24 protein-coding genes are annotated in these 26,000 nt (G+C 39.3%); 9 read left to right on the top strand and 15 right to left on the bottom strand.

Going from position 1 to position 26,000, the window contains the following annotated elements; genetic code table 11:
- A partial coding sequence (locus tag ABNR88_RS04295; protein WP_291928577.1) for a glutamate synthase subunit beta occupies positions 1–1,410 on the bottom strand: 1,410 nt, incomplete at its 3' end.
- A 153-nt stretch (positions 1,411–1,563) separates the two neighbouring features.
- On the opposite strand from ABNR88_RS04295, the gene rplS reads away from it, so the two are divergent.
- Positions 1,564–1,914, top strand: coding sequence for a 50S ribosomal protein L19 (gene rplS, locus ABNR88_RS04290; RefSeq protein WP_291928575.1), 351 nt, complete (start codon positions 1,564–1,566; stop codon positions 1,912–1,914).
- 63 nt (positions 1,915–1,977) lie between these two features.
- Entirely contained in the window at positions 1,978–2,856 is an 879-nt protein-coding gene (gene xerD, locus ABNR88_RS04285; RefSeq protein WP_291928572.1) for a site-specific tyrosine recombinase XerD, read from the top strand.
- A 19-nt stretch (positions 2,857–2,875) separates the two neighbouring features.
- On the opposite strand, the gene ABNR88_RS04280 is transcribed toward xerD, so the two are convergent.
- The 4 genes from ABNR88_RS04280 to aceA form a co-directional block, all read right to left on the bottom strand.
- Positions 2,876–4,993 carry a malate synthase G gene (locus ABNR88_RS04280; RefSeq protein ID WP_291928568.1) on the bottom strand — a complete coding sequence of 706 codons (2,118 nt, stop codon included), beginning with the start codon at positions 4,991–4,993 and terminating at the stop codon, positions 2,876–2,878.
- A complete protein-coding gene (rraA, locus tag ABNR88_RS04275) occupies positions 4,987–5,466 on the bottom strand; it encodes a ribonuclease E activity regulator RraA (RefSeq protein WP_291928566.1) in 480 nt (159 codons plus the stop codon). The genes ABNR88_RS04280 and rraA overlap by 7 nt, the downstream gene beginning before the upstream one ends.
- Before the next feature lie 5 nt (positions 5,467–5,471).
- On the bottom strand, positions 5,472–7,220 hold the full coding sequence (aceK, locus tag ABNR88_RS04270) for a bifunctional isocitrate dehydrogenase kinase/phosphatase (protein ID WP_291928563.1): 1,749 nt from the start codon (positions 7,218–7,220) through the stop codon (positions 5,472–5,474).
- A 77-nt stretch (positions 7,221–7,297) separates the two neighbouring features.
- The gene (gene aceA, locus ABNR88_RS04265; protein ID WP_291928560.1) at positions 7,298–8,602 is read right to left on the bottom strand and encodes an isocitrate lyase; all 1,305 of its coding nucleotides are present in this window, start codon (positions 8,600–8,602) and stop codon (positions 7,298–7,300) included.
- A gap of 201 nt (positions 8,603–8,803) precedes the next feature.
- Here aceA and ABNR88_RS04260 point away from each other — a divergent pair, with 201 nt between their 5' ends.
- On the top strand, positions 8,804–9,499 hold the full coding sequence (locus ABNR88_RS04260; protein ID WP_291928557.1) for an IclR family transcriptional regulator: 696 nt from the start codon (positions 8,804–8,806) through the stop codon (positions 9,497–9,499).
- A gap of 6 nt (positions 9,500–9,505) precedes the next feature.
- Here ABNR88_RS04260 and greA read toward each other — a convergent pair whose 3' ends face one another.
- Genes greA through carA form a run of 4 tightly spaced genes read right to left on the bottom strand, consistent with a single transcriptional unit; the run spans position 9,506 to position 15,034 of the window.
- Positions 9,506–9,982, bottom strand: coding sequence for a transcription elongation factor GreA (gene greA / locus ABNR88_RS04255; protein WP_291928554.1), 477 nt, complete (start codon positions 9,980–9,982; stop codon positions 9,506–9,508).
- Between the two features lie 12 nt (positions 9,983–9,994).
- On the bottom strand, positions 9,995–13,204 hold the full coding sequence (gene carB, locus ABNR88_RS04250) for a carbamoyl-phosphate synthase large subunit (RefSeq protein ID WP_291928552.1): 3,210 nt from the start codon (positions 13,202–13,204) through the stop codon (positions 9,995–9,997).
- A 25-nt stretch (positions 13,205–13,229) separates the two neighbouring features.
- Entirely contained in the window at positions 13,230–13,916 is a 687-nt protein-coding gene (locus ABNR88_RS04245) for a VacJ family lipoprotein (RefSeq protein WP_291928547.1), read from the bottom strand.
- On the bottom strand, positions 13,913–15,034 hold the full coding sequence (gene carA, locus ABNR88_RS04240) for a glutamine-hydrolyzing carbamoyl-phosphate synthase small subunit (protein ID WP_291928544.1): 1,122 nt from the start codon (positions 15,032–15,034) through the stop codon (positions 13,913–13,915). Before carA ends, ABNR88_RS04245 begins: the two co-directional genes overlap by 4 nt.
- A gap of 124 nt (positions 15,035–15,158) precedes the next feature.
- Here carA and ABNR88_RS04235 point away from each other — a divergent pair, with 124 nt between their 5' ends.
- Together ABNR88_RS04235 and thiS are read left to right on the top strand one after the other, a co-directional pair.
- Positions 15,159–15,428, top strand: coding sequence for a heavy-metal-associated domain-containing protein (locus ABNR88_RS04235; protein ID WP_291928541.1), 270 nt, complete (start codon positions 15,159–15,161; stop codon positions 15,426–15,428).
- A complete protein-coding gene (gene thiS, locus ABNR88_RS04230; protein ID WP_291928539.1) occupies positions 15,425–15,625 on the top strand; it encodes a sulfur carrier protein ThiS in 201 nt (66 codons plus the stop codon). The genes ABNR88_RS04235 and thiS overlap by 4 nt, the downstream gene beginning before the upstream one ends.
- Here the strand turns inward: thiS and ABNR88_RS04225 are convergent.
- Positions 15,622–16,671, bottom strand: a complete 1,050-nt coding sequence (locus ABNR88_RS04225) for a tRNA (5-methylaminomethyl-2-thiouridylate)-methyltransferase (RefSeq protein WP_291928536.1) — start codon at positions 16,669–16,671, stop codon at positions 15,622–15,624. The genes thiS and ABNR88_RS04225 overlap by 4 nt on opposite strands.
- 8 nt (positions 16,672–16,679) lie before the next feature.
- Positions 16,680–17,612 carry a 50S ribosomal protein L11 methyltransferase gene (gene prmA / locus ABNR88_RS04220; protein WP_291928533.1) on the bottom strand — a complete coding sequence of 311 codons (933 nt, stop codon included), beginning with the start codon at positions 17,610–17,612 and terminating at the stop codon, positions 16,680–16,682.
- 207 nt (positions 17,613–17,819) lie between these two features.
- On the opposite strand from prmA, the gene ABNR88_RS04215 reads away from it, so the two are divergent.
- Both ABNR88_RS04215 and ABNR88_RS04210 read left to right on the top strand, forming a co-directional pair.
- Positions 17,820–17,987, top strand: coding sequence for a hypothetical protein (locus tag ABNR88_RS04215; RefSeq protein ID WP_291928530.1), 168 nt, complete (start codon positions 17,820–17,822; stop codon positions 17,985–17,987).
- A gap of 194 nt (positions 17,988–18,181) precedes the next feature.
- Positions 18,182–18,472 (top strand): TusE/DsrC/DsvC family sulfur relay protein, encoded by a 291-nt coding sequence (locus tag ABNR88_RS04210; RefSeq protein WP_291928527.1) that lies wholly within the window; start codon positions 18,182–18,184, stop codon positions 18,470–18,472.
- 237 nt (positions 18,473–18,709) lie between these two features.
- Here the strand turns inward: ABNR88_RS04210 and alaS are convergent, their stop codons facing one another.
- The 3 genes from alaS to ABNR88_RS04195 are packed head-to-tail and all read right to left on the bottom strand — an operon-like array spanning position 18,710 to position 22,792.
- Positions 18,710–21,307 carry an alanine--tRNA ligase gene (gene alaS / locus ABNR88_RS04205; RefSeq protein ID WP_291928524.1) on the bottom strand — a complete coding sequence of 866 codons (2,598 nt, stop codon included), beginning with the start codon at positions 21,305–21,307 and terminating at the stop codon, positions 18,710–18,712.
- A gap of 46 nt (positions 21,308–21,353) precedes the next feature.
- Entirely contained in the window at positions 21,354–21,968 is a 615-nt protein-coding gene (locus ABNR88_RS04200; RefSeq protein WP_291928580.1) for an L-threonylcarbamoyladenylate synthase, read from the bottom strand.
- Entirely contained in the window at positions 21,968–22,792 is an 825-nt protein-coding gene (locus ABNR88_RS04195) for a PHP domain-containing protein (RefSeq protein ID WP_348670100.1), read from the bottom strand. Before ABNR88_RS04195 ends, ABNR88_RS04200 begins: the two co-directional genes overlap by 1 nt.
- A gap of 89 nt (positions 22,793–22,881) precedes the next feature.
- Between ABNR88_RS04195 and rfaH the strand changes: the two genes are divergently transcribed.
- Both rfaH and glmS read left to right on the top strand, forming a co-directional pair.
- Positions 22,882–23,355 (top strand): transcription/translation regulatory transformer protein RfaH, encoded by a 474-nt coding sequence (gene rfaH, locus ABNR88_RS04190; protein ID WP_291928519.1) that lies wholly within the window; start codon positions 22,882–22,884, stop codon positions 23,353–23,355.
- A 69-nt stretch (positions 23,356–23,424) separates the two neighbouring features.
- A complete protein-coding gene (gene glmS, locus ABNR88_RS04185) occupies positions 23,425–25,278 on the top strand; it encodes a glutamine--fructose-6-phosphate transaminase (isomerizing) (protein WP_348670099.1) in 1,854 nt (617 codons plus the stop codon).
- On the opposite strand, the gene ABNR88_RS04180 is transcribed toward glmS, so the two are convergent.
- Positions 25,279–26,000: sugar phosphate nucleotidyltransferase (locus ABNR88_RS04180; RefSeq protein WP_348670098.1), on the bottom strand; the 722-nt coding region annotated here is incomplete at its 5' end.

The following is a 26,000-nucleotide window of genomic DNA, read 5'->3' as shown; positions in this document are numbered from 1 at the left end:
CTTGGCAACACCGCGACCTTCGTCAATCGCCCATACAACTAATGACTGGCCACGACGACAATCACCTGCTGTAAAGATACCCTCTTGTGAGGTTTGATACTGACCATAATTAGCTTTGTAATTACCACGCTCATCCAATTCAATATCTGCATCATCACTTACATAATGCTCTGGAGAAACAAAGCCCATTGAAAGTAGCACCAATTGAGATTCCCAAGTTTTTTCACTACCGGAAATTTCAGTCAATTGGCCATTATCGAATGTCACCTCAATGGTAACAAGACCAGTCAGATTGTTATTGTCATCCTTGATAAATGCCTTAGTCATAAGCTGGTATTGTCTTGGATCTTCACCAAATACCGCTTGCGCTTCAGCATGACCATAATCAACCCGATAAATCAATGGCCAAAGTGGCCATGGATTGTCATCTGCGCGCTCTACAGGTGGTTGACTCATGAGTTCAAAATTAACCACTGATTTTGCACCTTGGCGAATGGCTGTACCAATACAATCCGTACCTGTGTCACCACCACCAATAACAATCACATCCTTACCCTTAGCAGAAAGATCTGATTCATCAGCATGGCCGGTGTCTAATAAGCTTTTTGTATTAATGGCTAAATATTCCATCGCCATATGTACGCCTTTAGCATCACGATTATCAACTGGCAGATCTCTGGCCTCGCTTGCGCCTGTTGTAAAGATAATGGCGTCAAAATCTTTTTGTAGTGCCTGTGTTGTAATATCTTTACCGACATTAACATTAGTTATAAATTCAACACCGCAGTCTTTCATAAAATTAACACGACGATCAACAATATCTTTGCCGAGCTTCATATTTGGAATGCCATACATTAGCAAACCACCAATACGATCATCCCGCTCGAAAATACTCACATTATGACCTAACTTGTTAAGCTCATCTGCTGCAGCCAATCCCGCAGGGCCAGATCCTATGATTGCGATTTTTTTTCCAGTTTTATATTCCACATCATAAGGTTTAATCCAACCTTTTTCAAAACCCTTATCAATAATCGCTTGTTCGATATTTTTAATCGTAACCGCTGGATTACTCATGCCAAGTACACAAGAGCCTTCACAAGGCGCCGGGCAAACTCGACTAGTAAATTCTGGAAAATTATTTGTTTTTAATAGTCTGGCTAAAGCCTCTTCCCATTTATCGTTATAAACAAGGTCATTCCACTCAGGGATTAAGTTGTTAATCGGGCAGCCGTCATCTGACTGACAAAAAGGCACGCCACAGTCCATGCATCGTGCACCTTGTTCTTGTAAATGGGACTCATTATGTGTACCAGTAAAAATTTCACCATAATCTTTAAGACGCAATTCAACAGGGCGATAATCCTCTGTTTTTCTATCAAATTCTTTAAAGCCAGTTACTTTTCCCATTTCTCTAAACACATAAATCTAAAGCGCATAATTATGCCATATTTGCTATAAATATGCATCACTAAAAAAGATGATATAGTTTATTTGCTTGGCGCTATGTTTAACTGTATAATTGCCCTTTTTTAAGAAACAAATATTTAAGGATAAGTTCAAATGAATTTAATTGATCAAATTGAAAGCGAACAGCTAAGAAACGACATTCCTGAGTTCTCAGCAGGCGACACAATTATCGTACAAGTAAAAGTACGTGAAGGCGACCGTGAAAGATTACAAGCATTCGAAGGTGTTGTTATTGCTAAGAAAAACCGCGGTATTGGCTCAGCATTTACCGTGAGAAAAATGTCTCATGGCGAAGGCGTGGAAAGAGTTTTTCAAACACACTCTAAAATGATTGATTCTGTTGAAGTTAAGCGTCGTGGTAAAGTTCGTCAAGCAAAACTTTATTACCTTCGTGAACTAACTGGTAAGAAAGCAAGAATTAAAGAAAAATTAGCAACTAAATAAGTTTCGTTACTTTTCTTATAAATACCGGCAATCAGCCGGTATTTTTTTGTCTAAAATTTAGGCATGGAACATAATAAAAAACTTATTGAGCAATTCCTTGATTATTACTGGCTATCATCGGGTGCTAGTAAAAATACCCTGTCTGCTTATCGCTCTGATTTAGTGCTGTATTCAAAATGGCTAGAGCAATCTCCTTTGGAAAATGCCAGCGATACTAGTATTTTAAAATATTTTCAACATAGACAAATCGCCCCTTCCACTCAAGCGCGCATACTCACTTGCTTTAGAGTTTTTTATCAATACCTACTCCTACAAGGCCTCATCAATGCTAATCCAACAGCTAAACTTCACCACCCAAAACAAGAGCAAAAATTGCCTATTTTTCTAAGCATTAAAGAAGTTGAAAAACTTTTAGATGCACCTGATAAGAAAACCATTTTTGGACTACGAGATCGAGCCATGTTGGAGCTTTTGTATTCTTGTGGATTGCGAGTTAGCGAACTTATTAGTCTAGAATATCGCCATATTAATATCAATGACGAATATATTAGAATTTTAGGAAAAGGCAATAAAGAAAGACTTTTACCCATGGGTGAAATGGCCATAGAATACCTTTCTCAATATGAAAAAAAGGCCCGACCTTTTTTGATCAAAAAAGGACAAACAGATGGGTATTTTCTATCTAATCGCGGCAGCAATATGAGCCGCCAAAACTTCTTTTATATGATTAAAGCTTATGCTCAAAAATCTGGCATAAGCAAGCCTTTGTCACCGCATAGCCTGCGTCATGCATTTGCAACTCATTTAGTGCAACAAGGTGCTGATTTACGTAGTGTGCAACTGATGCTTGGTCATAGTGACATTGCTACGACGCAAATATATACGCACATTCAAAATGTTCAATTAAAGTCACAACATGGCAAGCATCATCCTAGAGGATAAGCTCGCTAATCGATAGCCTCTATACTGACAACTCAGCCAGTCTCTTTTGTCGATACTCTTTTAAGATTGACTCTGTGTATCCATTTGGTTCACTCACCCCTCTGTAAACTAAAGATAACGCCGCTTGAAATGCTGTTGTATCGTAGCTTGGTGCCATATTTTGATAAAACGGGTCGTGTTTATTTTGCTCATCCACCACAAGTGCCATTTCTTTAAATACTTGCTCTATTTGATCCTTGCTGCAAATGTTATGGTGTAGCCAGTTAGCCATGTGTTGACTAGAAATACGAAGTGTCGCCCTATCTTCCATTAACCCCACTTGATTGATGTCCATTACTTTTGAACAGCCAACGCCTTGATCAATCCAGCGCACAACATAGCCCAAAATACTTTGAGCATTATTATCTAGCTCCGCCTTAATCTCATCCACACTTAAGGTAGTGCTTGGATTGAGCACTGGCGCAAGTAGTAAATCTTGCTCATCAGCCTCAATGGGCGATTGCATTAATTGCTGTTGCCTGGAAAAAACATCAAACCGATGATAGTGTGTTGCATGCAAAGTAGCGGCAGTTGGTGAAGGTACCCAAGCACAATTTGCGCCTGCTTCTAAATGAGCCAGTTTACTTTCAATCATTTCATTCATCTGATCAGGCTGTGCCCACATGCCTTTGCCAATTTGTGCATTTTTGTACATGCCGCATTCAAGACCAACTTTTACATTTAATACCTCATAGGCTTTAATCCATGGCTGATTCTTAATCTGGCTCTTGGGCAACATAACACCTGCGTGCATACTTGTGTGTATCTCATCTCCAGTTCGATCTAGAAATCCGGTATTAATAAAAATAACTCGCTTGGCCGCCACTTTAATGCATGCTGCTAAATTAACACTGGTACGTCGTTCTTCGTCCATAATACCGATTTTAAGTGTGTTAGCCTTAAGTCCAAGAGCTTGCTCAACTTTCTCAAATAACTTAATACTAAACGCCACTTCATCAGGGCCGTGCATCTTTGGCTTAACAATATACACATTGCCTTTTTTCGAATTAGCCCCTAAATTTTGGATATCATGCAAGGCAATCAGCGTTGTCACCATAGCATCTAAAATACCTTCTGGTATTTCTTGATTGTCTGGATTTTTGATTAAATCTGTTAGCATATGGTGACCAACATTCCGCACCAACATAAGGCTACTGCCTGATAAAGTGCCAGACTCCCCTTTAGCATCAACAAAATGCTTATCTGAGTTAATTTTTCTGACTATTGATTTCCCGCCCTTTTCAAATTTAATTTCTAAATTACGCTTCATTAATCCTAGAAAATTACGATATGCGTTAATTTTTTCTTCACTGCCGACCGTGGCAACTGAGTCTTCAAAATCAATAATAGTTGTTAATGCTGACTCCAAAATTACATCTTTAATGCCTTGGGTTTCTGGATTAATCACAAGCTCAATATGTAAATTATGATGCTGGATTAAAATACTTTGGTCAGTGCTGCCCACAAAACTTTGTGAATTTTTTAGCGGCGTTGTGCGGCCATTCTCTAATGTAAATATTGGAGCTGATTGAGTGTTAATTGCAACAACTTGAGCATAAGATCCATCCGCTAACGGTGCAGCCTCATCTAAAAAAGTATTTGCCCAATCAATTACTTTAGTGGCGCGCTTAGAACCTTGGATTTCTCTATCGATAATATCACTACCGTATAAGGCATCATACAAGCTTCCCCAACGCGCATTAAGCGCGTTAAGGGCGAATCGTGCACTAGAAATAGGCACTACCAATTGAGGACCTGCAATGCTGGAGATCTCATCATCCACTTGATCTAATTCAAGCTTAAATGGGGCTGGCTTGGGTAGTAAATAGCCAATATCTTGTAAAAGTTTTTTATAGGTATTTAAATCAAATGCTCCTATACTTTCCTGATGCCATTGATCAATTTGAGATTGCATTTTGTCACGCTGCAGTAATAAATCTTGATTTTGTTGCGCTAGCTCGGAAACAATGGTTAATAATTTAGGGAAAAATTCATCCGCCTTGATGTTTAAACCTGGGGAAACCTCCTGTTCTATAAATTGATATAGACTGCGATTAACTTGAAAACCTGATATATTTTGATACCCATCCTCTAACATGATACTAACTCCTTAACAACAATAATGCCATCTTGATCGGCATATAAATAATCTCCAGGGATAAAATTTACTCCAGAAAAACATAGAGTAAGACCAGCCTCTCCCAAACCCTTCTTAATACTTTTTAATGGGTGCGTACCTAGTGCACGCACGCCAATTGGCATCTCATTAATCATCTCAGAATCTCTGATCAAACCATAAATAATTACCCCAGACCAATTATTCTTAACTGCTTTAGCAGCCAGCTGATCTCCCAACATAGCGCAACGCTTTGAGCCGCCAGCATCCACCACCAAAACTCGACCTTGGCCATTTGTATCAAGCACCTCTCTAACAAGGGAGTTATCCTCAAAACACTTAATAGTATGAATGGCGCCAAAAAAATCTACCTCAGCGCCATAACAATTATAAGTTGGCTCTACGTACTGTACATTAGGGTGTAGTTGGTCTGATATATCGCTAGTTTTTTGCATAAGAGCTAAGCCGATTGTGAATAAATTTGCGACATTCGATACCGCTGTCGATAAGGATAATAATTATTAATATTACCTTGTTTGATATTGTCTTGTACTGACTTCCAGTAATCAGCGCTCAATAGTTTTTCATAAGATTTTGAGAAAATTTTCTTACTGTCATTTTGACTAAACATAAACAACTTGAATTCTTCTGGAAAAACATCATCTGGGCCTACGTAATACCAAGGTTCAGCAGCCATCTCATCCTCTTCATGTCTGGCTTCTGGAATCTTTCTAAATACAGGCCGATCCATGGTGGTAATCTCATCATAATCATAAAATACAACTCGCTTTTGACGAGTTACACCAAAATTCTTAGTCAGCATATCACCTGGAAAGATATCAGCATTAATTAGCTCGTCAATAGCTCTACCATAGTCATTAACAATATGCTTTAGATCATCCTTGTTTTGCGTATCTTTAATGTACAAATCAAGCGGAATCATTTTATTTTCCATGTATAAATGTTTGATAATCAATAAATCGCCCTCGATGGTAACACTGGAGCCGACTTTATTTTTTAACTCTTTAATCAGTTCTTCATCTAAATCACGAATTGGAAATGCAACATTGGAAAACTCCCATGTATCTGCCAGGCGACCTACTTTACGATGATTTTTGACGTAAAAATACTTATCCTTAACCTGTTGTTTAGTAGCAGTTTTTGGTGGAGCAAAGTTATCGTTAATTACCTTGAAAACATAAGGAAACATAGGAAATGTAAAAACAGTCATCACCATGCCTTTAATACCTGGGGCAATAATAAGCTTTTCACCAGTACTACGTGAATACTTTAAAAATCTTCGATATAATAAAGTTTTTCCATGCTTATGAAGTCCAATAGAACTATAGAGCTCAGCTTTGGTTTTACCTGGAAGAATGGCTTTTAAAAAATCAACAACCGCCGCAGGATAGTCAGTATCAACAAAGAAATATGATCTGGAAAAGCTAAAAACAATCGAAATGTTATCAACATCAGTCAGAAGTACATCGACATGTATCCCCGTTTTTTCATCATTTAACAAGGCGATTAAAACCGGGCGAACCAGATTGTTTTTTAATACAACCTGGCCTACAATATAGGCAGCCTTTCTCCTGAAAAAAGTACTTTTAACCAGTTGTAATTCAAAACTTTCATCTTCAGATAAATCTAACTGCTTAACAAATTGCTCTTTTAAACGTAGCACATCACGCGCCAAATCTTGATAAGATGTTGTGAAGTTCAACTCAGTAAGAACCCCTTGCAGGGTTTGTTCTAGCTGATCAGTTTTAATATAATGGCTATCAATAACTGGATCATCCATATCAATAAACGTAGTTGATATGGATGGCTTAACAAAGATAAAGTTATTGTTATAAAAGCGCTTATCAAACAATAGACAGAACACTGAATTGTAAAACGTTTCAGCCAGTTCTGGTTGCTTGTAATTTGACGTTAGATTGATATAAGCAAGCTTGGTATTAATCCAAACTTGTTCATCAAACATGTCAGTAATTAGCTCTTTTTTAAGTTCGAGACAGAATTTCTTAACCTGCTTATCATAAAAATAAAGGCGCGCCTTATAATCATCCAGTAATTGTTGCCATTCACAATAATCAAATCGAGATTTAGCTTGCACAGAGGCCTGTTGAAAAACACAATAATGCTTCTCAAAACCTGCCAATATTTTTCTGGAAGTAGACTCAGGTAGACTGCTTGGTTGAGTTCTCATTTCCATCATATTACTTCATAAAGTCGTTAGCTTATACATAGTATAAACCAACTGCCTTTATAAAAAAATATCAAGATTTAGAATTGCTCTTCCTCAGTCGAACCAGTCAATGCAGTTACTGAAGATGCACCACCCTGAATAACAGTTGTTACATCATCAAAGTAACCTGCACCCACTTCTTGCTGGTGCGCTACAAAAGTATAGCCTTTTTCAGCTGCTGCAAATTCTGGCTCTTGCACCTTCTCTACGTAATGCTTCATACCTTCACCTTGAGCATATTCATGCGCTAAGTCAAACATGTTGTACCACATGTTATGAATACCCGCTAAGGTAATGAACTGATACTTGTAGCCCATTGCTGCAATATCCTCTTGGAAAGAAGCGATTTGAGAATCGGTTAAGTTTTTCTTCCAATTGAACGATGGTGAACAGTTGTAAGACAATATCTGATTTGGATTTTCAGCTAAAACTGCTTCTGCAAACTCTCTTGCAAAACCTAAATCAGGCTTGCCAGTTTCGCACCAAACTAAGTCTGCATATGGTGCATAAGAAACACCACGAGAAATCGCTTGATCAAGTCCATTTTTAACAACGTAGAAACCTTCTGGTGTACGCTCTCCAGTAACAAATGGCTCATCAATTGGATCTACGTCTGAAGTGATTAATGTTGCTGCTTCTGCATCTGTACGTGCTAGTAGTACTGTTGGTACGCCCATCACATCAGAGGCTAATCTTGCAGCATTTAATTTTTGAATTGCATCTTGAGTTGGCACTAATACCTTACCACCCATGTGGCCACATTTCTTAACAGAAGCCAATTGATCCTCAAAATGCACGCCTGCTGCACCAGCAGTAATCATATTCTTCATTAATTCATAAGCGTTTAATACACCGCCAAAACCAGCTTCAGCATCTGCAACGATTGGTAAGAAATGATCAACATATCCCTTATCTCCAGCATTAATACCTTTAGCATGCTGAATCTCATCTGCACGTTTAAATGTGTTATTGATACGACGAACCATCGTTGGCACTGAATCATAAGCATACAAAGATTGGTCTGGATACATAGTCTCTGATGTATTACCATCAGCAGCTACTTGCCAACCTGATAAATAAATAGCTTCAATACCTGCTTTAGCTTGCTGCATTGCTTGTCCAGCAGTAATAGCACCCATACAGTTAACGTAACCTTTTTTAGAGCTACCGTTAATTAGGCTCCATAATTGATCAGCACCATCTTTAGCATGTGTGTGCTCAATTTGCTTAGATCCACGTAGTCGTACAACATCTTCAGCGCTATAGTCACGCTTTACATCTTTCCAGCGTGAGTTTTCAGCCCAGTCTTTTTCTAATGCTTGAATTTGTTCTTGTCTATTCATTGTATTTCTCCTCATATGGATTATTAATTAATTACTTTACTTACTTGGTGTGAATAATGATACTTATTTTTTTATGTTTTTTCATAATATAATATATCTATTTCACAATATGAATAAATAGACTAGTTTTTATAAATATTTCGCCATATAAAAAAATTATTCCGTAATATAACGTGAAATTCTATAATGCGAAAAAAAATTATGTCAACAGACTTAACTAGTTCAGAAAAAAAGGTAACAGCAATTGAGAAGAGCTTAATCATTCTATCCATTTTTTCTATGGAAAGACCTTCCTTAAGTCTAAAAGAAATTTGCGATCAAGTAGGTTTTAATGCATCAACCACTTACCGGATTTTGCACACCTTATCAGAATACGGCTACGTTATTAGAACGGTGGACAAGAACTATTGCATTGGCACAACACCCTTATCTTTAAGCGCCATCTATCAAAAAACAAATCAGCTCACTCAAATTAGCCCTTTGGTTGATCATATTAGAGATATATGTAATGAAACTGCCTCTTTTTACATTCAACAAGACAACGAAAGGATTTGTCTGTATCGCGCGCATTCTCGCGATATGATCAGACACAATATCGATGTTGGAACTCAATTAGAACTTAATCGAGGTGCTTCTGGCAGGGTGATATTAGCCTACGGTAGACGCCTTCAAGATAAAAGTGGGTTTTTTAAAAATATTCGTGACAAAGGCTACTATCTTTCAATAAATGAGCACAATGCTGCTTTATTTTCTATTTCAAAGCCAATTTTGTCTGAAAGCGGTCAATTTATTGGTGCGCTGACTATTTCTGGCCCTATTAGTCGTTTTAACGAGGAAAGAAAACAGGGTTTTTTAGATTTATTAACGAAACAAATTAATCAAATCAAAATTCCTTAGAAAATTTTAGAGATATTCAACACTTAAAATTTCATAAACAATATCGCCTCTCGGGGCTTTAACTGTCACTTCATCGCCTTCTTCATTACCCATGAGGGCACTAGCAATAGGTGAGTGACAAGAGATTTTATTCCGATCAATATCAGCCTCATCTTCGCCCACTATTTGATAAGTAATCTCACTATCGTCTTCGATATTTAATAGGCATACGGTAGTACCAAATACACAACGACCGTTTTGATTGAGCTTAGTAACATCAATCACCTGCATGCGAGAAAGTTTAGATTCAACTTCTTTAATTCGCCCCTCAATAAAACCTTGCTCTTCTTTTGCGGCGTGATACTCGGCATTTTCTTTTAAATCTCCATGGGCACGTGCAGTTGCAATTTCCTCAACAATTCGTGGACGCTCAATATCTTTAAGATTTAAAAGTTCAGCTTCCAGTGCTTTTGCACCATCGACTGTCATTGGGATACTATCCATGCCAATTACTCCTTAACTATTTAGAGATTGTACAGTTCTTACCGTAATCTCTTCTTGCGTTTTCAATCCATCAAGCATGGCGAATGCCGCTGCAACGGTTGTGGTGAATGGCACTTTATGTACTAATGCTTGACAGCGAATAGCGGCCGCATCTTCAACACCTTGGGTATCTTCGGTTGAGTTGATAATTAAATCAATAGCATCGTTTTTAATCATATCGACAATATGTGGAGATCCTTCGGAAACCTTGTTAACCATTTCACAATCCAAACCAGCATCGATTAATGTGTCTCGATTACTACGAGTGGCCACTAATTTAAACCCCTGTTGAGATAATTTTTCACCCAAACCAACCAAATCATCACGATCCAGTCGTCGAAGACTAACAAAAACAGTGCCATTTTCAGGCGCTCGCGACCCTGCTGCTAATTGTGCTTTATCAAAAGCAGAGGCAAAATCATCGCCAATGCCCATAACTTCGCCAGTTGAGCGCATTTCTGGTCCTAAAATTGGATCAACACCCAAGAATTTATTAAATGGGAACACCGCCTCTTTGACACTGTAATGCTTAGGAATGATTTCTTGTGTAAAGTTAAGACTCTTAAGTGTTTGACCTGACATAACCCTTGCAGCAATATTAGCCAGTGGCGCGCTAATCGCTTTAGAAACAAAGGGCACAGTACGTGAAGCACGAGGATTCACTTCAATCACGTAAATTTCACCGTCTTGATAAGCCAACTGAGTATTCATTAAGCCGACAACATTTAGTGCTTTAGCCATCGCCACAACTTGTGCGCGCATCTTATCTAGAACATCAGCTTCTAAAGAATATGGTGGCAATGAACAGGCTGAATCTCCCGAATGAATACCCGCTTGCTCAATGTGTTGCATAATGCCGCCAATCACCACATCCTCACCATCAGAAATAACATCAATATCCACTTCAATTGCATGATCTAAAAACGAATCTAATAAGACGGGAGAATCATTTGAAACTTGTACTGCTGTATGCATATAGTGATCTAATGAGTCTTTATCGTAGACAATTTCCATAGCCCGACCACCTAACACATATGATGGACGCACAACTAATGGAAAACCAATAGCATCAGCGATATCTTGCGCCTGTTCAAGTGAGCGCGCTGTTCCATTTAGAGGTTGTTTTAAGTCTAGCTCTTGAAGCAAGGCAGAAAAACGTTCTCGATCTTCAGCTAAGTCAATTGCATCTGGGCTGGTGCCAATAATTGTTGCACCACTTTTCTCTAAAGCTTCTGCTAACTTAAGTGGTGTTTGACCGCCATAATGCACAATAATACCATCTGGATTTTCAATATCCACCACTGCAAGAACATCTTCCAAAGTGAGTGGTTCAAAATAAAGACGATCAGAAATGTCATAATCAGTTGAAACTGTCTCAGGGTTACAATTCACCATGATTGTCTCAAAACCATCTTCACGTAGCGCCAAAGAGGCGTGCACACAGCAATAATCAAATTCGATACCTTGACCAATTCGATTTGGACCGCCACCTAAAATCATGATTTTTTTCTTATCGGTAGGATTTGCCTCACACTGTTGCTGGTAAGTTGAATATAAATAAGCGGTTTGTGTATCAAATTCAGCGGCACAACTATCAACACGCTTAAAAACTGGCTTAATATTGAGCGCTTTACGGCGCTCACGCACAGAAGACTCGTTACAATTTAGTAGTTGTCCAAGTCGCGCATCCGAGAAACCCTTACGCTTTAGAGCGAACATATCATCTGCTGAAATATCCGTAAGGCTGGTGGCATTAATTTGCATTTCACTTGATACAATATCTTCAATTTGCGCCAAGAACCAAGGATCTACTTTAGATAAGTCAAACACCTCTTCTAAACTCATGCCTAGTCTAAAGGCATCAGCCAAATAAAAGATACGTTCACCGCGCGCAGTAATACATTCTGAACGAATTTTATTACGCGCATCATCTGCATTTAAATCCACAATCGGATCCAATCCAACCTTGTCTGTCTCAAGACCTCTTAAAGCTTTTTGCAATGATTCTTGGAAGGTTGAGCCCATGGCCATTACTTCACCCACTGATTTCATTTGCGTAGTTAGGCGATCATCCGCTTTCGGAAATTTTTCAAAAGCAAAGCGTGGAATTTTTGTAACTACATAATCAATACTTGGCTCAAATGAAGCAGGTGTTTTTCCGCCAGTAATATCATTATCAAGCTCATCAAGTGTATAGCCTACTGCCAATTTTGCTGCTACCTTAGCAATCGGAAATCCAGTTGCTTTTGAGGCCAGTGCTGATGAGCGCGAAACACGTGGATTCATTTCAATAATGGTTAAACGACCATTTTCAGGATTAAGAGCAAACTGCACGTTTGATCCGCCTGTGTCCACTCCAATTTCACGTAATACTGCTAAAGAAGCGTTACGCATCACCTGATATTCTTTATCCGTTAAAGTTTGAGCCGGCGCAACAGTAATAGAGTCCCCCGTATGCACGCCCATTGGATCAAAGTTCTCAATAGAACAAATAATAATACAATTATCTTTAGTGTCTCTTACCACCTCCATTTCAAATTCTTTCCAGCCTAAGATTGACTCTTCAACTAAAAGTTCATTGGTTGGCGAAAGATCCAGTCCGCGTTCACAAATTTCAACAAATTCATCTTTATTAAAAGCAATACCGCCACCCGATCCACCCATGGTGAATGATGGACGAATAACTGTTGGATAGCCTACTGTCTCTTGAATAACAAAAGCCTCTTCCAGCGTATGGGCGACTGCCGCTTTTGGCATATCTAGGCCAATTTTAAGCATAGCCTCACGGAATAAATCACGATCTTCAGCTTTATCAATCGCCTCTTTTTTGGCACCAATCATCTCAACACCGTGCTTTTCTAATACGCCATGACGCTCTAAATCGAGCGCACAATTAAGTGCTGTTTGCCCACCCATGGTTGGCAATAGCGCATCAGGCTTTTCGGTTTCAATAATCTTTTCAACTGTACGCCATTCGATAGGCTCAATATAAGTTGCATCCGCCATTTGCGGATCAGTCATAATGGTAGCTGGGTTGGAGTTAACTAGAATAACTCGGTAACCCTCTTCTCTTAGAGCTTTACAGGCTTGTGCGCCAGAATAGTCAAACTCACAGGCCTGCCCAATAACAATGGGTCCGGCACCAATAATTAAAATACTTTTTAGGTCTTGTCTTTTTGGCATACTTCTCTAGATATTAATTCTTTTTTTAAAATTCGTCTTCTTCAACTGGCAAATTGCCGTCAAAAATATCAAACTTACGTTTTTGTAAATAAGAAGACCTCATGGCGATATAAGGATCGTCTGACTGGTCTAATAAATCAGTTGCAGGCAGTAATTCAACCCTTTTATCAATAATGTTCATAGCGCTAGCACTAATAGAGCCTACATCATCCATCTCATTAACCAGATTTGCATCTGAAGTGAGGTCAACATATAAACCTGCACCATCTCTAAGGGTGGATGGCCCCATCAAAGGTAGCATAATATAAGGACCATTATCCACACCCCAAACAGCAAGCGTCTGTCCAAAATCTTCATTCTCAGTAGTTAAACTCATGTCAGTGGCAACATCAAATAACCCGTACAAACCAATGGTAGAGTTCACTACAACACGACCTAATGTAATGGCACCTTGCTCTATTTTAAATTGCAAAATTTGATTAGCCAGTGTTGACACATCACGTAAATTACCAAAAAAATGACTCACTCTGTTTTGTAAGAAATCCGGCGTATGGTCTTTATAAGCACGAGAAACTGGCTCTAATAAATTATCATCAACAGTTTCATTAAATTCATAGACCACTCTATTAACTTCCTCAAATGGGTCCACTTCCTCCGCCATTAGAATTGTGCTAAACATCAATAGTATCAAACTTACTAATAATTGTTTCATGAGTCCATCTCCTGAATAAATGTATCAAATAATCCACTTACGTCGTGTGGCCCAGGAGATGCCTCTGGATGCCCCTGGAAACTAAATGCTTTTTTATCCGCCACTCTAACACCTTGAATGGTGTCGTCAAATAATGAACGGTGAGTTACTTTTAAATGGCTCGGCATACTTTCTTCTGCTACTGCAAATCCATGATTCTGCGACGTAATCATAACCTGTTTAGACTCTAAATCTTGTACAGGATGGTTAGCACCATGATGACCAAACTTCATTTTTTCTGTCTTCGCACCACTTGCCAAGGCTAGTAGCTGATGCCCTAGACAAATACCAAAAATTGGCATATTTTTCTCTAGTAGTGCTTCAATATTGGCAATTGCATAATCGCATGGCTCAGGATCGCCCGGTCCATTGGATAAAAACACACCATCTGGATTCATTGCCAATACATCAGAAACTGGTGTTTGTGCATTAACCACTGTTAGATTGCAGCCACGATCTACTAACATTCTTAAGATGTTAGTTTTAACACCGTAATCATAAACCACTACTTTAAATTTAGAATTAAGTTCTGCAAATTCACCCGTTTCCAGAAAGTAAGAGCCCTTGTTGAATTGATACTGCTTAGTAGTTGAAACTACTTTAGCCAAATCTACATTCTTCAATCCAGCAAAAGACTGCGCTTTTTCAATAGCTTGTGCTTCATCAATATTATCACCGGCAACAATACAACCTTTAAGGGAGCCTTTCTCACGCAAATGACGTGTTAAAGCGCGTGTATCAATATCGCTAATGGCCACAATATTATTACTTTGCAAGTATTCATCTAATGGCATGGTATTGCGCCAATTACTATGTAGAAGTGGCAGGTCACGAATGATTAGTCCAGCCGCATAAACTTTAGAAGACTCTTCATCAACTTCATTTGTACCAGTATTACCGATATGAGGATAAGTGAGCGCAACAATTTGTTGGGTATAAGAGGGGTCGGTCAGAATTTCTTGATAACCCGTCATTGAAGTGTTAAACACCACTTCACCTAATGTTTCTCCGGCACTGCCAATTGATTTTCCGTAAAAAATCTGACCATCTTCTAATGCTAATAAGGCAACTTGTGACACCGGATACTCCTGAATGAAAAACTTCGGGAATTTTACCATATTGTCTTAACCTTCTGAAAGGCAAATATACAAATACAAGGGGTATAATTAATCACAAATCAAATAATGAAAAAAGAACAATATTATGGAAATTACAGTAGACAATATTAAGTGTGGTGGTTGCGCCGGATCTATTACCAAAAAATTAACCGCCACCTTTGGCACGGACAAAATTAACGTAAATATCGAGAAAGGTATAATTAACATTAATCTTGACAACTCTAAAAAAGACGAGCTGTCCAAAGTATTGCTAGATTTGGGTTACCCGGAAATAGACTCAGTACATGGCTTTGACTCGGCCAAAGCCAAAGCAAAATCTTTTGTTTCTTGTGCAATTGGAAAAATGGATCAATGATTGTAACTGTTAATGGTCAAGCGTTAAAGATAGATAATTCAGCCACAGCTAAAGATCTAATTAGTCAATTGAATTTTCAAGATCAGCGTATTGCCTTAGAGGTAAACGAATCCATTATTCCAAAATCTGAACATTCAGAATTTGAATTAAACGAGAATGATCAAATTGAAATTATTAAAGCTGTTGGTGGTGGTTAAACAAACCAAGCTTTTGGCATTTCATCAACGCCCAAAGGCTTAACACTAAGACTTTGGGTAACGCCAGCATTTAATTTAACTTCAACTTGTACACTTTCTTGCTCACGGCCTTGGGAATAACGTGCCAAAACTTGTGCAGCAACCTTTAGATCTTCCTGGTTGGGTTCACCATCAATTAAGGCAATCGGACCATTGCAACTAGTTGGATATAAATTAGCATACTGATTTCGATATCCTTCTAAAAATTTAACTTCACCCTCTTCTCTGGCTACAATCATTTTAAAGCGCTGATTAGGGCGAATATGACGACCCACCTTTAACATCATTAAATCATCAAGTTGGTAATCGCGATTACCACGGGACTGCCACATATCAACCAATTTATCAGAATATTGTTTATCTGTTAAAAAGCAACATCCTCCTGCAGGAGTGGCATAATCATCGAATCCGTACTCCTTAGCTAAAGCCATTTGTGGCTTACGTGTACGCCCTGAAAAATCAAGCAATTGCTCACGATCAACCCAGCCCTCTTTCTCAGCTTTAGTTTCAGGTAAGTGTTTTGCGCACAACGGACGTAATAATAAGTCATCTGCGCCTGATTCCTCTTGCACAACAGGCATTGTATCTTTACGCTGAGACATTGGGCGTTGACCCATTACTTCGCCAGTGATAATAAAGTCGAAGTCATTTTCTTCCATCCACTGTTTAGCTTTTTTCACCATAAAGCCTTTGCAATCTAGGCACGGATTCATATTCTTACCGTAGCCATGCTTTGGATTTAATAGTACATCTCGGTATTCTTCAATTACATCAATAATATGAAGTTTGATCCCCAGCTGTTCGGCCACCCAAAGTGCATTGTTACGTTTTGGCTTGTCACTTTTTTGCTTACGAATGGCATGTGTATGACCTTCAACGCAAAATCCAGTAAAAAAATTAATACCTTCAACGTGGATACCTTGGTCAATTAACAGCTTGGTACTAAGCAAAGAATCTAGTCCTCCTGAGATTAGAGAAACTGCTTTAATTTGTTTTTTATTTGTCATAATTATTCTTATTTACGTTGGCCACTAACACAACACCATTCATCTTTTTTTGAAACTTTTAAGTCCGTAAAAAACTCGCCATAAGTCTCAAGAATCATTGGCAGTTGCTTTTCCATGATGCCTGAGAGTGCAATACGCCCATTAGCTTTAACCAAATTGGAAAAATGCTTACATAGACTGACTAATGGATTGGCTAAAATATTGGCAATTAATAAATCCACCTGATCAAGCTTTCCTTCATCATCGGTATGCAATACACGAATTCTATCTTGACACTGATTGGTCTCAATATTATTTATTGTTGCAATAACTGCTTGAGGGTCGTTATCTACCGCTACTGCACTCATAGCACCCAATTTAACCGCGGCAATAGCCAAGATACCTGTGCCTGAACCATAATCAATTACTGAGCAATTTTTTGGCGCATTAGAATCCAAATATTGCAAACAAAGATCTGTTGTTTGATGGGTGCCCGTGCCAAATGCCAAGCCAGGATCCATATCAATAATAACGGCATCATTTGGCAAATTAGCGCTATCCTCCCAAGAGGGGCAGATCCAAATTCGCTCACCAAATTGCATAACGTGAAAATCTTTTTTACATTCATCTTCCCAGACGCGGTCTTTCAACAGCTCAAAATCCACATGTTCAATGTTGCAAATTTGGCCAAGTGTTTGCTTTACATACATTTGATCTATATCTAGATCAAACAAAGCCGTGATTACAACCCCTTGCCAAAGCGGTGTTTCACCAACAGGTGGCTCAAAAATATCTTGTCCACTTGCATTAGCAAAGGTAACAGAGACACTGCCCAATCCTGATAGTATTTCGCTAACAAAATCTGCTTGCTCTTTACTTGTTTGTAAGGTTAGTTGCATCCAGTCCATAGCGTGAGGATTATACCCGTGTGCATTAAGTCTAAAGCCCATATAAACAATCATGCGACCATGGTAATATTAATAATGATTGATAAAAATACACTAAGCGCTTTAACCATATTTCTTGATATAGATGGCAACATACCTCCTAAGGGATAGTTAACGATATCACTATAAAATAGTGATAAAAACTTGCAATTCAGTATAATTTGCTTAGTTCACATCTTTAAGTCATAAGATTTAAAGATTTATTAATTACTAGGAGATATCATGGCTAACGGCATTACAAAAGGTAACAGACCAGCATTAGGAAGCAGCTTAGAGGCATTAAATAAATCTAACCCTTTAAATTCAAGAAGTGGTAAAGAAACTGTTACTACAACGCAAGACTACAAAAAAGGCATGAAGTCGGCAGAAGAATTAGACGAGTTTAGATAGGTCTAGTTGCACGATTTAAGTCAATAAAACCCTCGAAAGAGGGTTTTTTATTATCTAAATTATTATCTGCAGCCATGAGGCCGGTGTCAGAATTTTAGCAGCCACCATACCCATACAAACAAAATGTGTATTTATAAAATTTGACTTCGATCAATATTATATAATATAACCAATTAAATTACTATGGTATTACAATGGCATTAGATAGAACAGGAAACGGATACTTAGTTGATCCATCAATTTGGTCTGAAGAAATTATGCATGAAATGGCAACAGAAGATGACATTACTCTGTCAGACTCTCAAGTTAATCAAATTCGTGTAGCTAGAGAATATTTTTCTGAAAATTCTTCGGTGCCACCAATTAGAACCTTTGCTAAAGTTGTGGGTGTGGACAAAAAAATTCTTTTCAAAGAGTGGCTAACAGGCCCTATGAAGCCAATCACGAAGTATGGAGGAATGCCCCAACCAACAGGTTGCGTCTAAAAATACTTGTAACTGATAAACTCAAAAAAAACCCTCGAAAGAGGGTTTTTTATTACCTAATATTTACAACAATCTTCCTGTGGCCACTCTATTGAGATGTGATTTTTTCTTAAATTAAGGCGTAAAGAATTTGAAAATCAGGAGTTTACACCCCAAGGGCACTTCCTTAGGGCGCATTAGTAAATGACTGATTTGATAATTCTGACAACGAAGATATTAGGAAAAAGTACGCTCAATCTATATCAAGTCTTTGACCGAGGCTAAGGCTGAGCCCAAACTACTAGGATCTGTGCCACCACCCTGTGCCATATCTGGTCTACCACCACCCTTGCCACCAACCTGTTGAGCGACATGGTTAAGAATTTTTCCAGCTTGATATTTATCAGTTAAGTCTTTAGTTACACCTGCAACTAATGAAACTTTATCACCACTGACTACTGCCAACACCACAACAGCTGAGCCAAGCTTATCCTTGAGTTTATCGGCAATATCGCGTAAATCTTTGCCGCTTACACCCTTGACAACGGTTGAGAGTAGCTTAACACCGTTAACCTCTTGAGCCTGTCCAATAAGATCGTCACCTTGATTATTGGCCAACTGTTTTTGAAAAATAGAGATTTGCTTCTCTAGCTCTTTTTGTTGCTTAATTAGCTGCATGACTTTTTCAACTGCACCTGAATTGCTTGTTTTAGTCATCTGCGCAATAGCACCAAGACTGCCTTCAATTTGTTTATCAAATAAATAAGCATCGTAACCTGTCATCGCTTCAATTCGACGTACACCTGCAGCAATACCGCCTTCTGAAGTAATTCTAAATAAACCAATATCACCAAGTTGATTAACGTGTGTACCGCCACATAACTCTACTGAAAAATCATTTTTACCCATACTTAAAACACGCACGGTGTCGCCATATTTTTCGCCAAAAAGCGCCATAGCGCCTTTCTTTTTAGCTGTTTCAATATCTGTCACATCAGTATGCACCATCGAATTACCCAATATTCGACGATTAACCATGGCTTCAATTTTATCCAAATCAGCCTTTGCAATAATCTCATCATGGGAGAAATCAAATCGCAGTTTGTCACTATCAACCAGAGAACCTTTTTGTGTAACTGTTTCACCTAAAACACCACGAAGTGCTGCATGCAACAGGTGTGTGGCAGAGTGATTACGAGCAATGCGTTTACGCTTACGCACATCAACTTTAGCCTCAAGCACATCGCCCACCTTTATCACACCATTTGATACACTGCCATGATGCTCAAAAGCACCTGTTTTTTGTTTTTGCGTGTTGTTCACGTCAAATTTTATGTCGTTATTGCTCAGTGTGCCACTATCACCAATCTGACCACCTGATTCTGCGTAAAAACTAGATTGCACCAAAACGATAATTGCGTGATCGCCAGCTTCAATAAAATCAACCAATTCTCCATCTTTAATTAATGCTTGCACAGAGGTTGTGTTATCCAATTGTTGATAGCCTAAAAATTCAGTTTCCTGAGTGATATCCACACCTTTTTGTGTGGTTTTAAAATCACCCGCTGAGCGTGCTCTATCACGCTGTTTAGTCATCTCTGCTTCAAAACCAGGCATATCGATAGTCAAGTTGCGCTCTCGTGCAACATCAGCCGTTAAATCAACCGGGAAGCCGAATGTGTCATAAAGTTTAAACACCGTTTCGCCATCAATCTCGCCATCCTTTAAATTGACAATCGCCTCTTCCAGGATGCCCATACCTTGATCTAGTGTTTGTGCAAAACGCTCTTCTTCACGCTTTAAAACCTTTTCAACATTGGCCAATGCAAGTTTCAACTCTGGGTACACCTGCTTAAGTTCAAGCGCCAACACAGGTGCTAATTTATAGAAGAAAACTTTATCAATCCCAATTTTATGCCCATGGCGGATAGCGCGGCGAATAATGCGGCGCAATACATATCCACGTCCCTCATTAGAAGGAATCACCCCATCAACAATCATAAATGCGGTAGAGCGAATATGGTCTGCAATCACACGTACAGAAGCGTTATCTTGCTTGATACCACTGGATTTTGAAGTTAAGTCAACAACCGATTTAACCAAACTTTGGAATCCATCTGTATCGTAATTATTATTTTTATGTTGCAATACTGCTGCCAGACGCTCAAGACCCATGCCGGTATCAACACAAGGAGCATCAAGTGGCTTTAAGTAGCCGTCTTCTTGCTTATCGTATTGGGTAAAGACCAGATTCCAAATTTCAATATAACGATCACCGTCCTCATCGGCATGACCTGGAGGTCCGCCAGCAATCTGCTCACCATGATCATAAAAAATTTCACTCGACGGACCGCACGGTCCGGTATCGCCCATTTGCCAAAAATTATCTTTGGCACCACAGCGAGAGATGCGATTTTTAGGGAAGCCAATTTCATTTACCCAAATGGCTTCAGCCTCATCGTCTTCTTCAAAAACACTAACCCAAAGCTTTTCTTTTGGCAATCCAAGTTCAACGGTCAAAAACTCCCAAGCATATTGAATGGCTTCACGCTTGAAATAATCACCAAATGAGAAATTTCCTAGCATTTCAAAAAATGTATGGTGACGCGCGGTATAGCCTACATTTTCCAAATCATTATGTTTTCCACCCGCTCGAACACAACGCTGACAAGAGACCGCACGCGTATAAGGGCGCTTTTCTAAACCACTAAAGACATCCTTAAATGGCACCATACCAGCATTCACGAACAACAAGGTTTTATCATTATGTGGCACTAACGATGAGCTCGGCTCGATAGTGTGCTCTTTGGAGGCGTAAAAGTCTAAAAATTTCTGTCTAATTTGTGCCGTTTTCATGCGATTAAAGCGTTGTATAAAAAGGCTTAATTATATAGAGGAATGCTTATTCCAGCAACGAAGTGTCGCCTGCACCATGGCGAATAATTTCAACCGCATCGCCCGATAAATCAATCACTGTTGTTGGCTCTGGTGGACAATAGCCATCATCAATAATTAAATCCACTTGATTATCAACAGCGTCACGCACATCATCAATATCGTAAAACTCACAGCCCTCAAGAATTAAAGAGACACTCATTAACGGCTCGTCAAGAGCTGCGAGCAATGCTTGTACCACGCCGTGACTCGATACTCTAACACCAATAGTTTTTTTCTTTTCATGCAGTAATCGTTTGGGCACGTCACGTGTCCCGGCCAGAATAAATGTATAAGCACCTGGCAAAATTTTCTTTAATAACCGAAAGGCATTATTATCCAATTTTGCATATTCACCAATATGTGATAGATCGCGCATCATTAGAGTAAAGTCATGACGTTTAGACAATTGACGAATTTGTCGAATTTTATCCAAGCCATTTTTATTACCCAGAGTTGTTCCAAGCGCATATCCAGAATCAGTTGGATAGGCTATCACCCCACCAGAGTGCAACTCTTCAACTACTTGCATGATTAAACGCTGCTGAGGATTTTGAGGATGAATTGCAACTAACTTGGCCACTACCAATCTCTCCATACAGTTTCATTGGCGCTAGGCATATCTTGCAAATGCCCAATACGCACTCTTTGACCTGACCAACCATGATAATCAGAACCCACCGATGCCGACAAGCCAAACTCTTTGGCCCACTGACTCACTAGCGTAATTTCATCACTACTACTCGAGCCTGTGACCACCTCAACGCCATCCAAGCCAACACCAGACAAATGATTTAACAAGCGCTTTACTTTAGTATTGGTCATTCGGTAGCGCAGTGGGTGTGCTAATACCGCCTTGCCACCAGCGGCGTGAATCCAGCTAATGACTTCATCATATTCAGCCCATTTTCCGCCCACACCTCCGGGTTTTTTACCTGTTAAAAATCGCTTAAAAACACTCTTCATATCTTTACACACACCCTCTTGAACCAGCATCTGGGCAAAATGCGTACGCGTAATCATACTTTTTTTGGCAATGGCTTGTGTTTTTTCCAGCGCTCCAAACACCCCTGCACCACCCAAACCGCGCGCCATTTTCTCAGCACGCAATTGTCTGAATTCTTGGTGTTGTTTCAGACCCATTTGCAGAATTTCATTATTAATATCCACCCCCAGGCCTAAAATATGCACGGTCATATTACTCCACATGGCAGATATTTCCACACCATGAACAAGACTCAAGCCACTCTTGTCGGCTTGTTGTTGTGCTTCAATAAGCCCATCAGTAGTATCATGATCTGTCAGTGCAAACACATCACACCCCTCTTTTTTAGCAAGAAGCACAACCTCACTGGGCGACAATACCCCATCAGAATAATACGAATGACAATGTAAATCAATTTTCATGAGTGTCATTATCCATTATTAACGCCACTGGCTGAAATTCTTTAAAAAGCAAAAAAAAAAAAACGATTTATAGTTTAAAATAATCTCTCATGAAGAACTGGTATCTTATTCAAACTAAGCCTAAACAAGAGGCTGTTGCACAGCAAAATTTATCCGACCAAAACTTTACAGTGTTTTGCCCAAAGGCTGTTATTAAAGGAAAAACAGTCTCACTTTTTCCTCGTTATTTGTTTATTGAGCTAGATGATAAAAGCCAGAATTGGACGCCTATTCGATCAACTAGAGGTGTGGCAAATTTTGTCAGATTTGGCCTAACATTTGCTAAAGTCCCTAGTCAAATTATTAATATGATTAAAATTCAGCAGCAACAGACCATTGAAAAAATGATTAATATCTGCTCACACCAACAAGGTGATACGGTCGAAATACAAACAGGTGCTTTCAAAGGTCAGAAAGCTATTTTTCAAAATTATAATAGTAGTGATAGAATTACTATCTTGTTAAAAATAATTGGTCAACAGCAAGAGGTTCTGCTTAGCGAAAATGAAGTGGTTGCAATATAAGCCATCACAGCACTAATTTCTTGCTTTAAAATTAAGCATTCATCTTTAATTATTTAATCCTAATAAGCTATGTGTGGAATTGTCGGCGGTATTTGTAAAAATAATATTACCCCTATTTTAGTAGAAGGCTTAAAACGTCTAGAATATCGAGGTTATGACTCCGCTGGCGTGGTTGTCTTGGATGAGGATAATCACCTTTATCGTGCCAGAGCAGTGGGGAAAGTAGCTAATCTCGAACAAAATATTCGCGACCAACAAAAACCACTTAATGGCACTATTGGCATCGCGCATACTCGCTGGGCAACGCATGGTGAGCCCTCAAGTCGCAATGCTCACCCGCACATCTGTAATCACAGTGTTAGTGTAGTTCATAACGGTATTATTGAAAATTTCTTAGCATTAAAATCTGAACAAAAATCACAAGGGTACAACTTCACCTCGGACACTGACACCGAAGTTATTGCCCATGCTATTCATAAAGCGCTAGAAACTAGCAATACGCTACTTGAGGCTACACAAAAAGCAATTACTACTTTTGAAGGCGCTTATGGCGTTGGAGTGGTTTCACCCAAATATCCTGGACACATTATTGCTGCTCGTAGTGGTTCTCCACTGGTAATTGGTGTGAGCAAAAAAGGTCATTTTATTGCTTCCGACCAGATGGCACTCCTTGAAATTACCAAAGAGTTTATTTTTTTAGAGGAAGGTGATATTGCTGATATCACTCTAGAATCCGTAACAATTTATGATGTTAATGGTACTCAAGTCAATAGAGAAGTTAAAACCTCCAAGCTTAAAAGCGGGCAAACATCAAAGGGTAATTATGCGCACTATATGCTTAAAGAGATTTTTGAGCAACCGCAAGCCATTCAAGACACACTAGAATCACGTATCACTAAAGACAGTGTGCTGCCTTCTGCTTTTGGACATAAAGCTGCAGACATCTTTAAATCCACCAAACACATTCAAATCATCGCCTGCGGCACTAGTTACAACGCCGGCCTAGTAGCTAAATACTGGTTGGAAGATATTGCCAAAATCCCCACCCATATTGAAGTGGCTAGTGAATATCGCTATCGCAATCCAATTATCCTGGATAACACCCTGTTTGTTACGATCTCACAAAGTGGCGAAACAGCTGACACTTTAGAAGCACTAAAATCAGTCAAAAAACTCGCTAAAGATAAAAATATCCACACACTAACGATTTGTAACTCGGCAGAGTCAAGCTTAACTCGCGAATCAGAGCTCACTTTCTTAACCCACGCCGGCCCAGAAATTGGCGTAGCCAGCACCAAAGCCTTTACTACCCAGCTGGTATCACTGGCACTACTAGCGGTGGCAGTTGGCAGGTGTCACAAGCAAGTGTCCAAACAACAAGAAGCAACAATTGTAGATGGGCTTAATCGCTTGCCAGGATTGATTAAAAAAACACTCAAGCAAGAAGATCAAATTAAAGAATTGGCCAAAACCTTTAAAAACAAATTTAATGCGCTATTTTTAGGTAGAGGCTCCATGCATGCCATCGCCATGGAAGGCGCCTTGAAGCTTAAAGAGATTAGCTACATTCATGCTGAAGCTTACCCGGCAGGTGAGCTTAAACATGGCCCTATTGCTCTAATTGATAAAGACACGCCGGTGATTGCCATTGCGCCAAATGATGCATTGCTTGATAAGCTGAAATCTAATCTTCAAGAAGTAAAATCACGAGGCTCAGAGATGATTGTATTCGAAGATGAGGTGGCAGAAGTATCCCCAATGAAAGGCATGACCGTTGTGCCAACAACAACCAATTTAGGTAGAATCACGGCGCCCATTATCTTTACCATTCCGCTACAGCTTTTAAGCTATCACGTGGCATTAATAAAAGGGACTGATGTCGATCAACCCAGGAATTTAGCAAAATCAGTCACCGTGGAATAATTAAATTAAACCATCTACTTTAGCAAAGGCATTGGTAGCAGCCACAAATCCTTTTACACTGCCACAATCAAATCTCTCACCTTGAAATTTATAAGCAATCACCTTGCCTTCTTTGGCTAATGTCATCAGTGCATCGGTGATTTGAATTTCTCCATTTTTATCAGGCGCTGTGCTCTCGAGTACATTGAAAATTTCTGGGGTGAGAATGTATCTGCCGATAATAGCCAGATTAGTTGGCGCTTCTTCTGGGCTGGGCTTTTCAACCATGCTTTTAACTCGATAAGCATCGTCAGAATCCTCTAATAACTCACCATCAATCACGCCGTACTTATCAACTTCTGTCATTGGCACCTCTTCAATCGCCACAATGCAGTGATCTGGGTGCTGCTGATAAAGCTTTGTCATCTGTGTGAGTACAGAATCACCCTTATTAGTACACAAATCATCCGGCAGGATGACTGCAAATGGATCATTACCAATTAGTGGTTTGCCGGTATAAATAGCGTGACCCAACCCCAACATTTGATCTTGCTCAATATAAGTAAAGTCACACTGCTCTGAGGCATGATTGACTTCATCAAGTAATGCTGATTTTGCTGTGCCATTAATGCTGGATTCAATATCTGCATGTGGCTCGAAGTGGTTTTTAATCGCTTGTTTGTATTTACTGGTAACCATGGCCATGGTTGTCATACCAGCGCTCATGGCCTCTTCCACGCCGT

It is taken from the genome of uncultured Candidatus Thioglobus sp. (assembly GCF_963981275.1).
Classification (GTDB): domain Bacteria; phylum Pseudomonadota; class Gammaproteobacteria; order PS1; family Pseudothioglobaceae; genus Thioglobus_A.
Note: the sequence above shows the minus strand (reverse complement) of the source record. Positions and strands in the feature narration are given on the sequence as shown.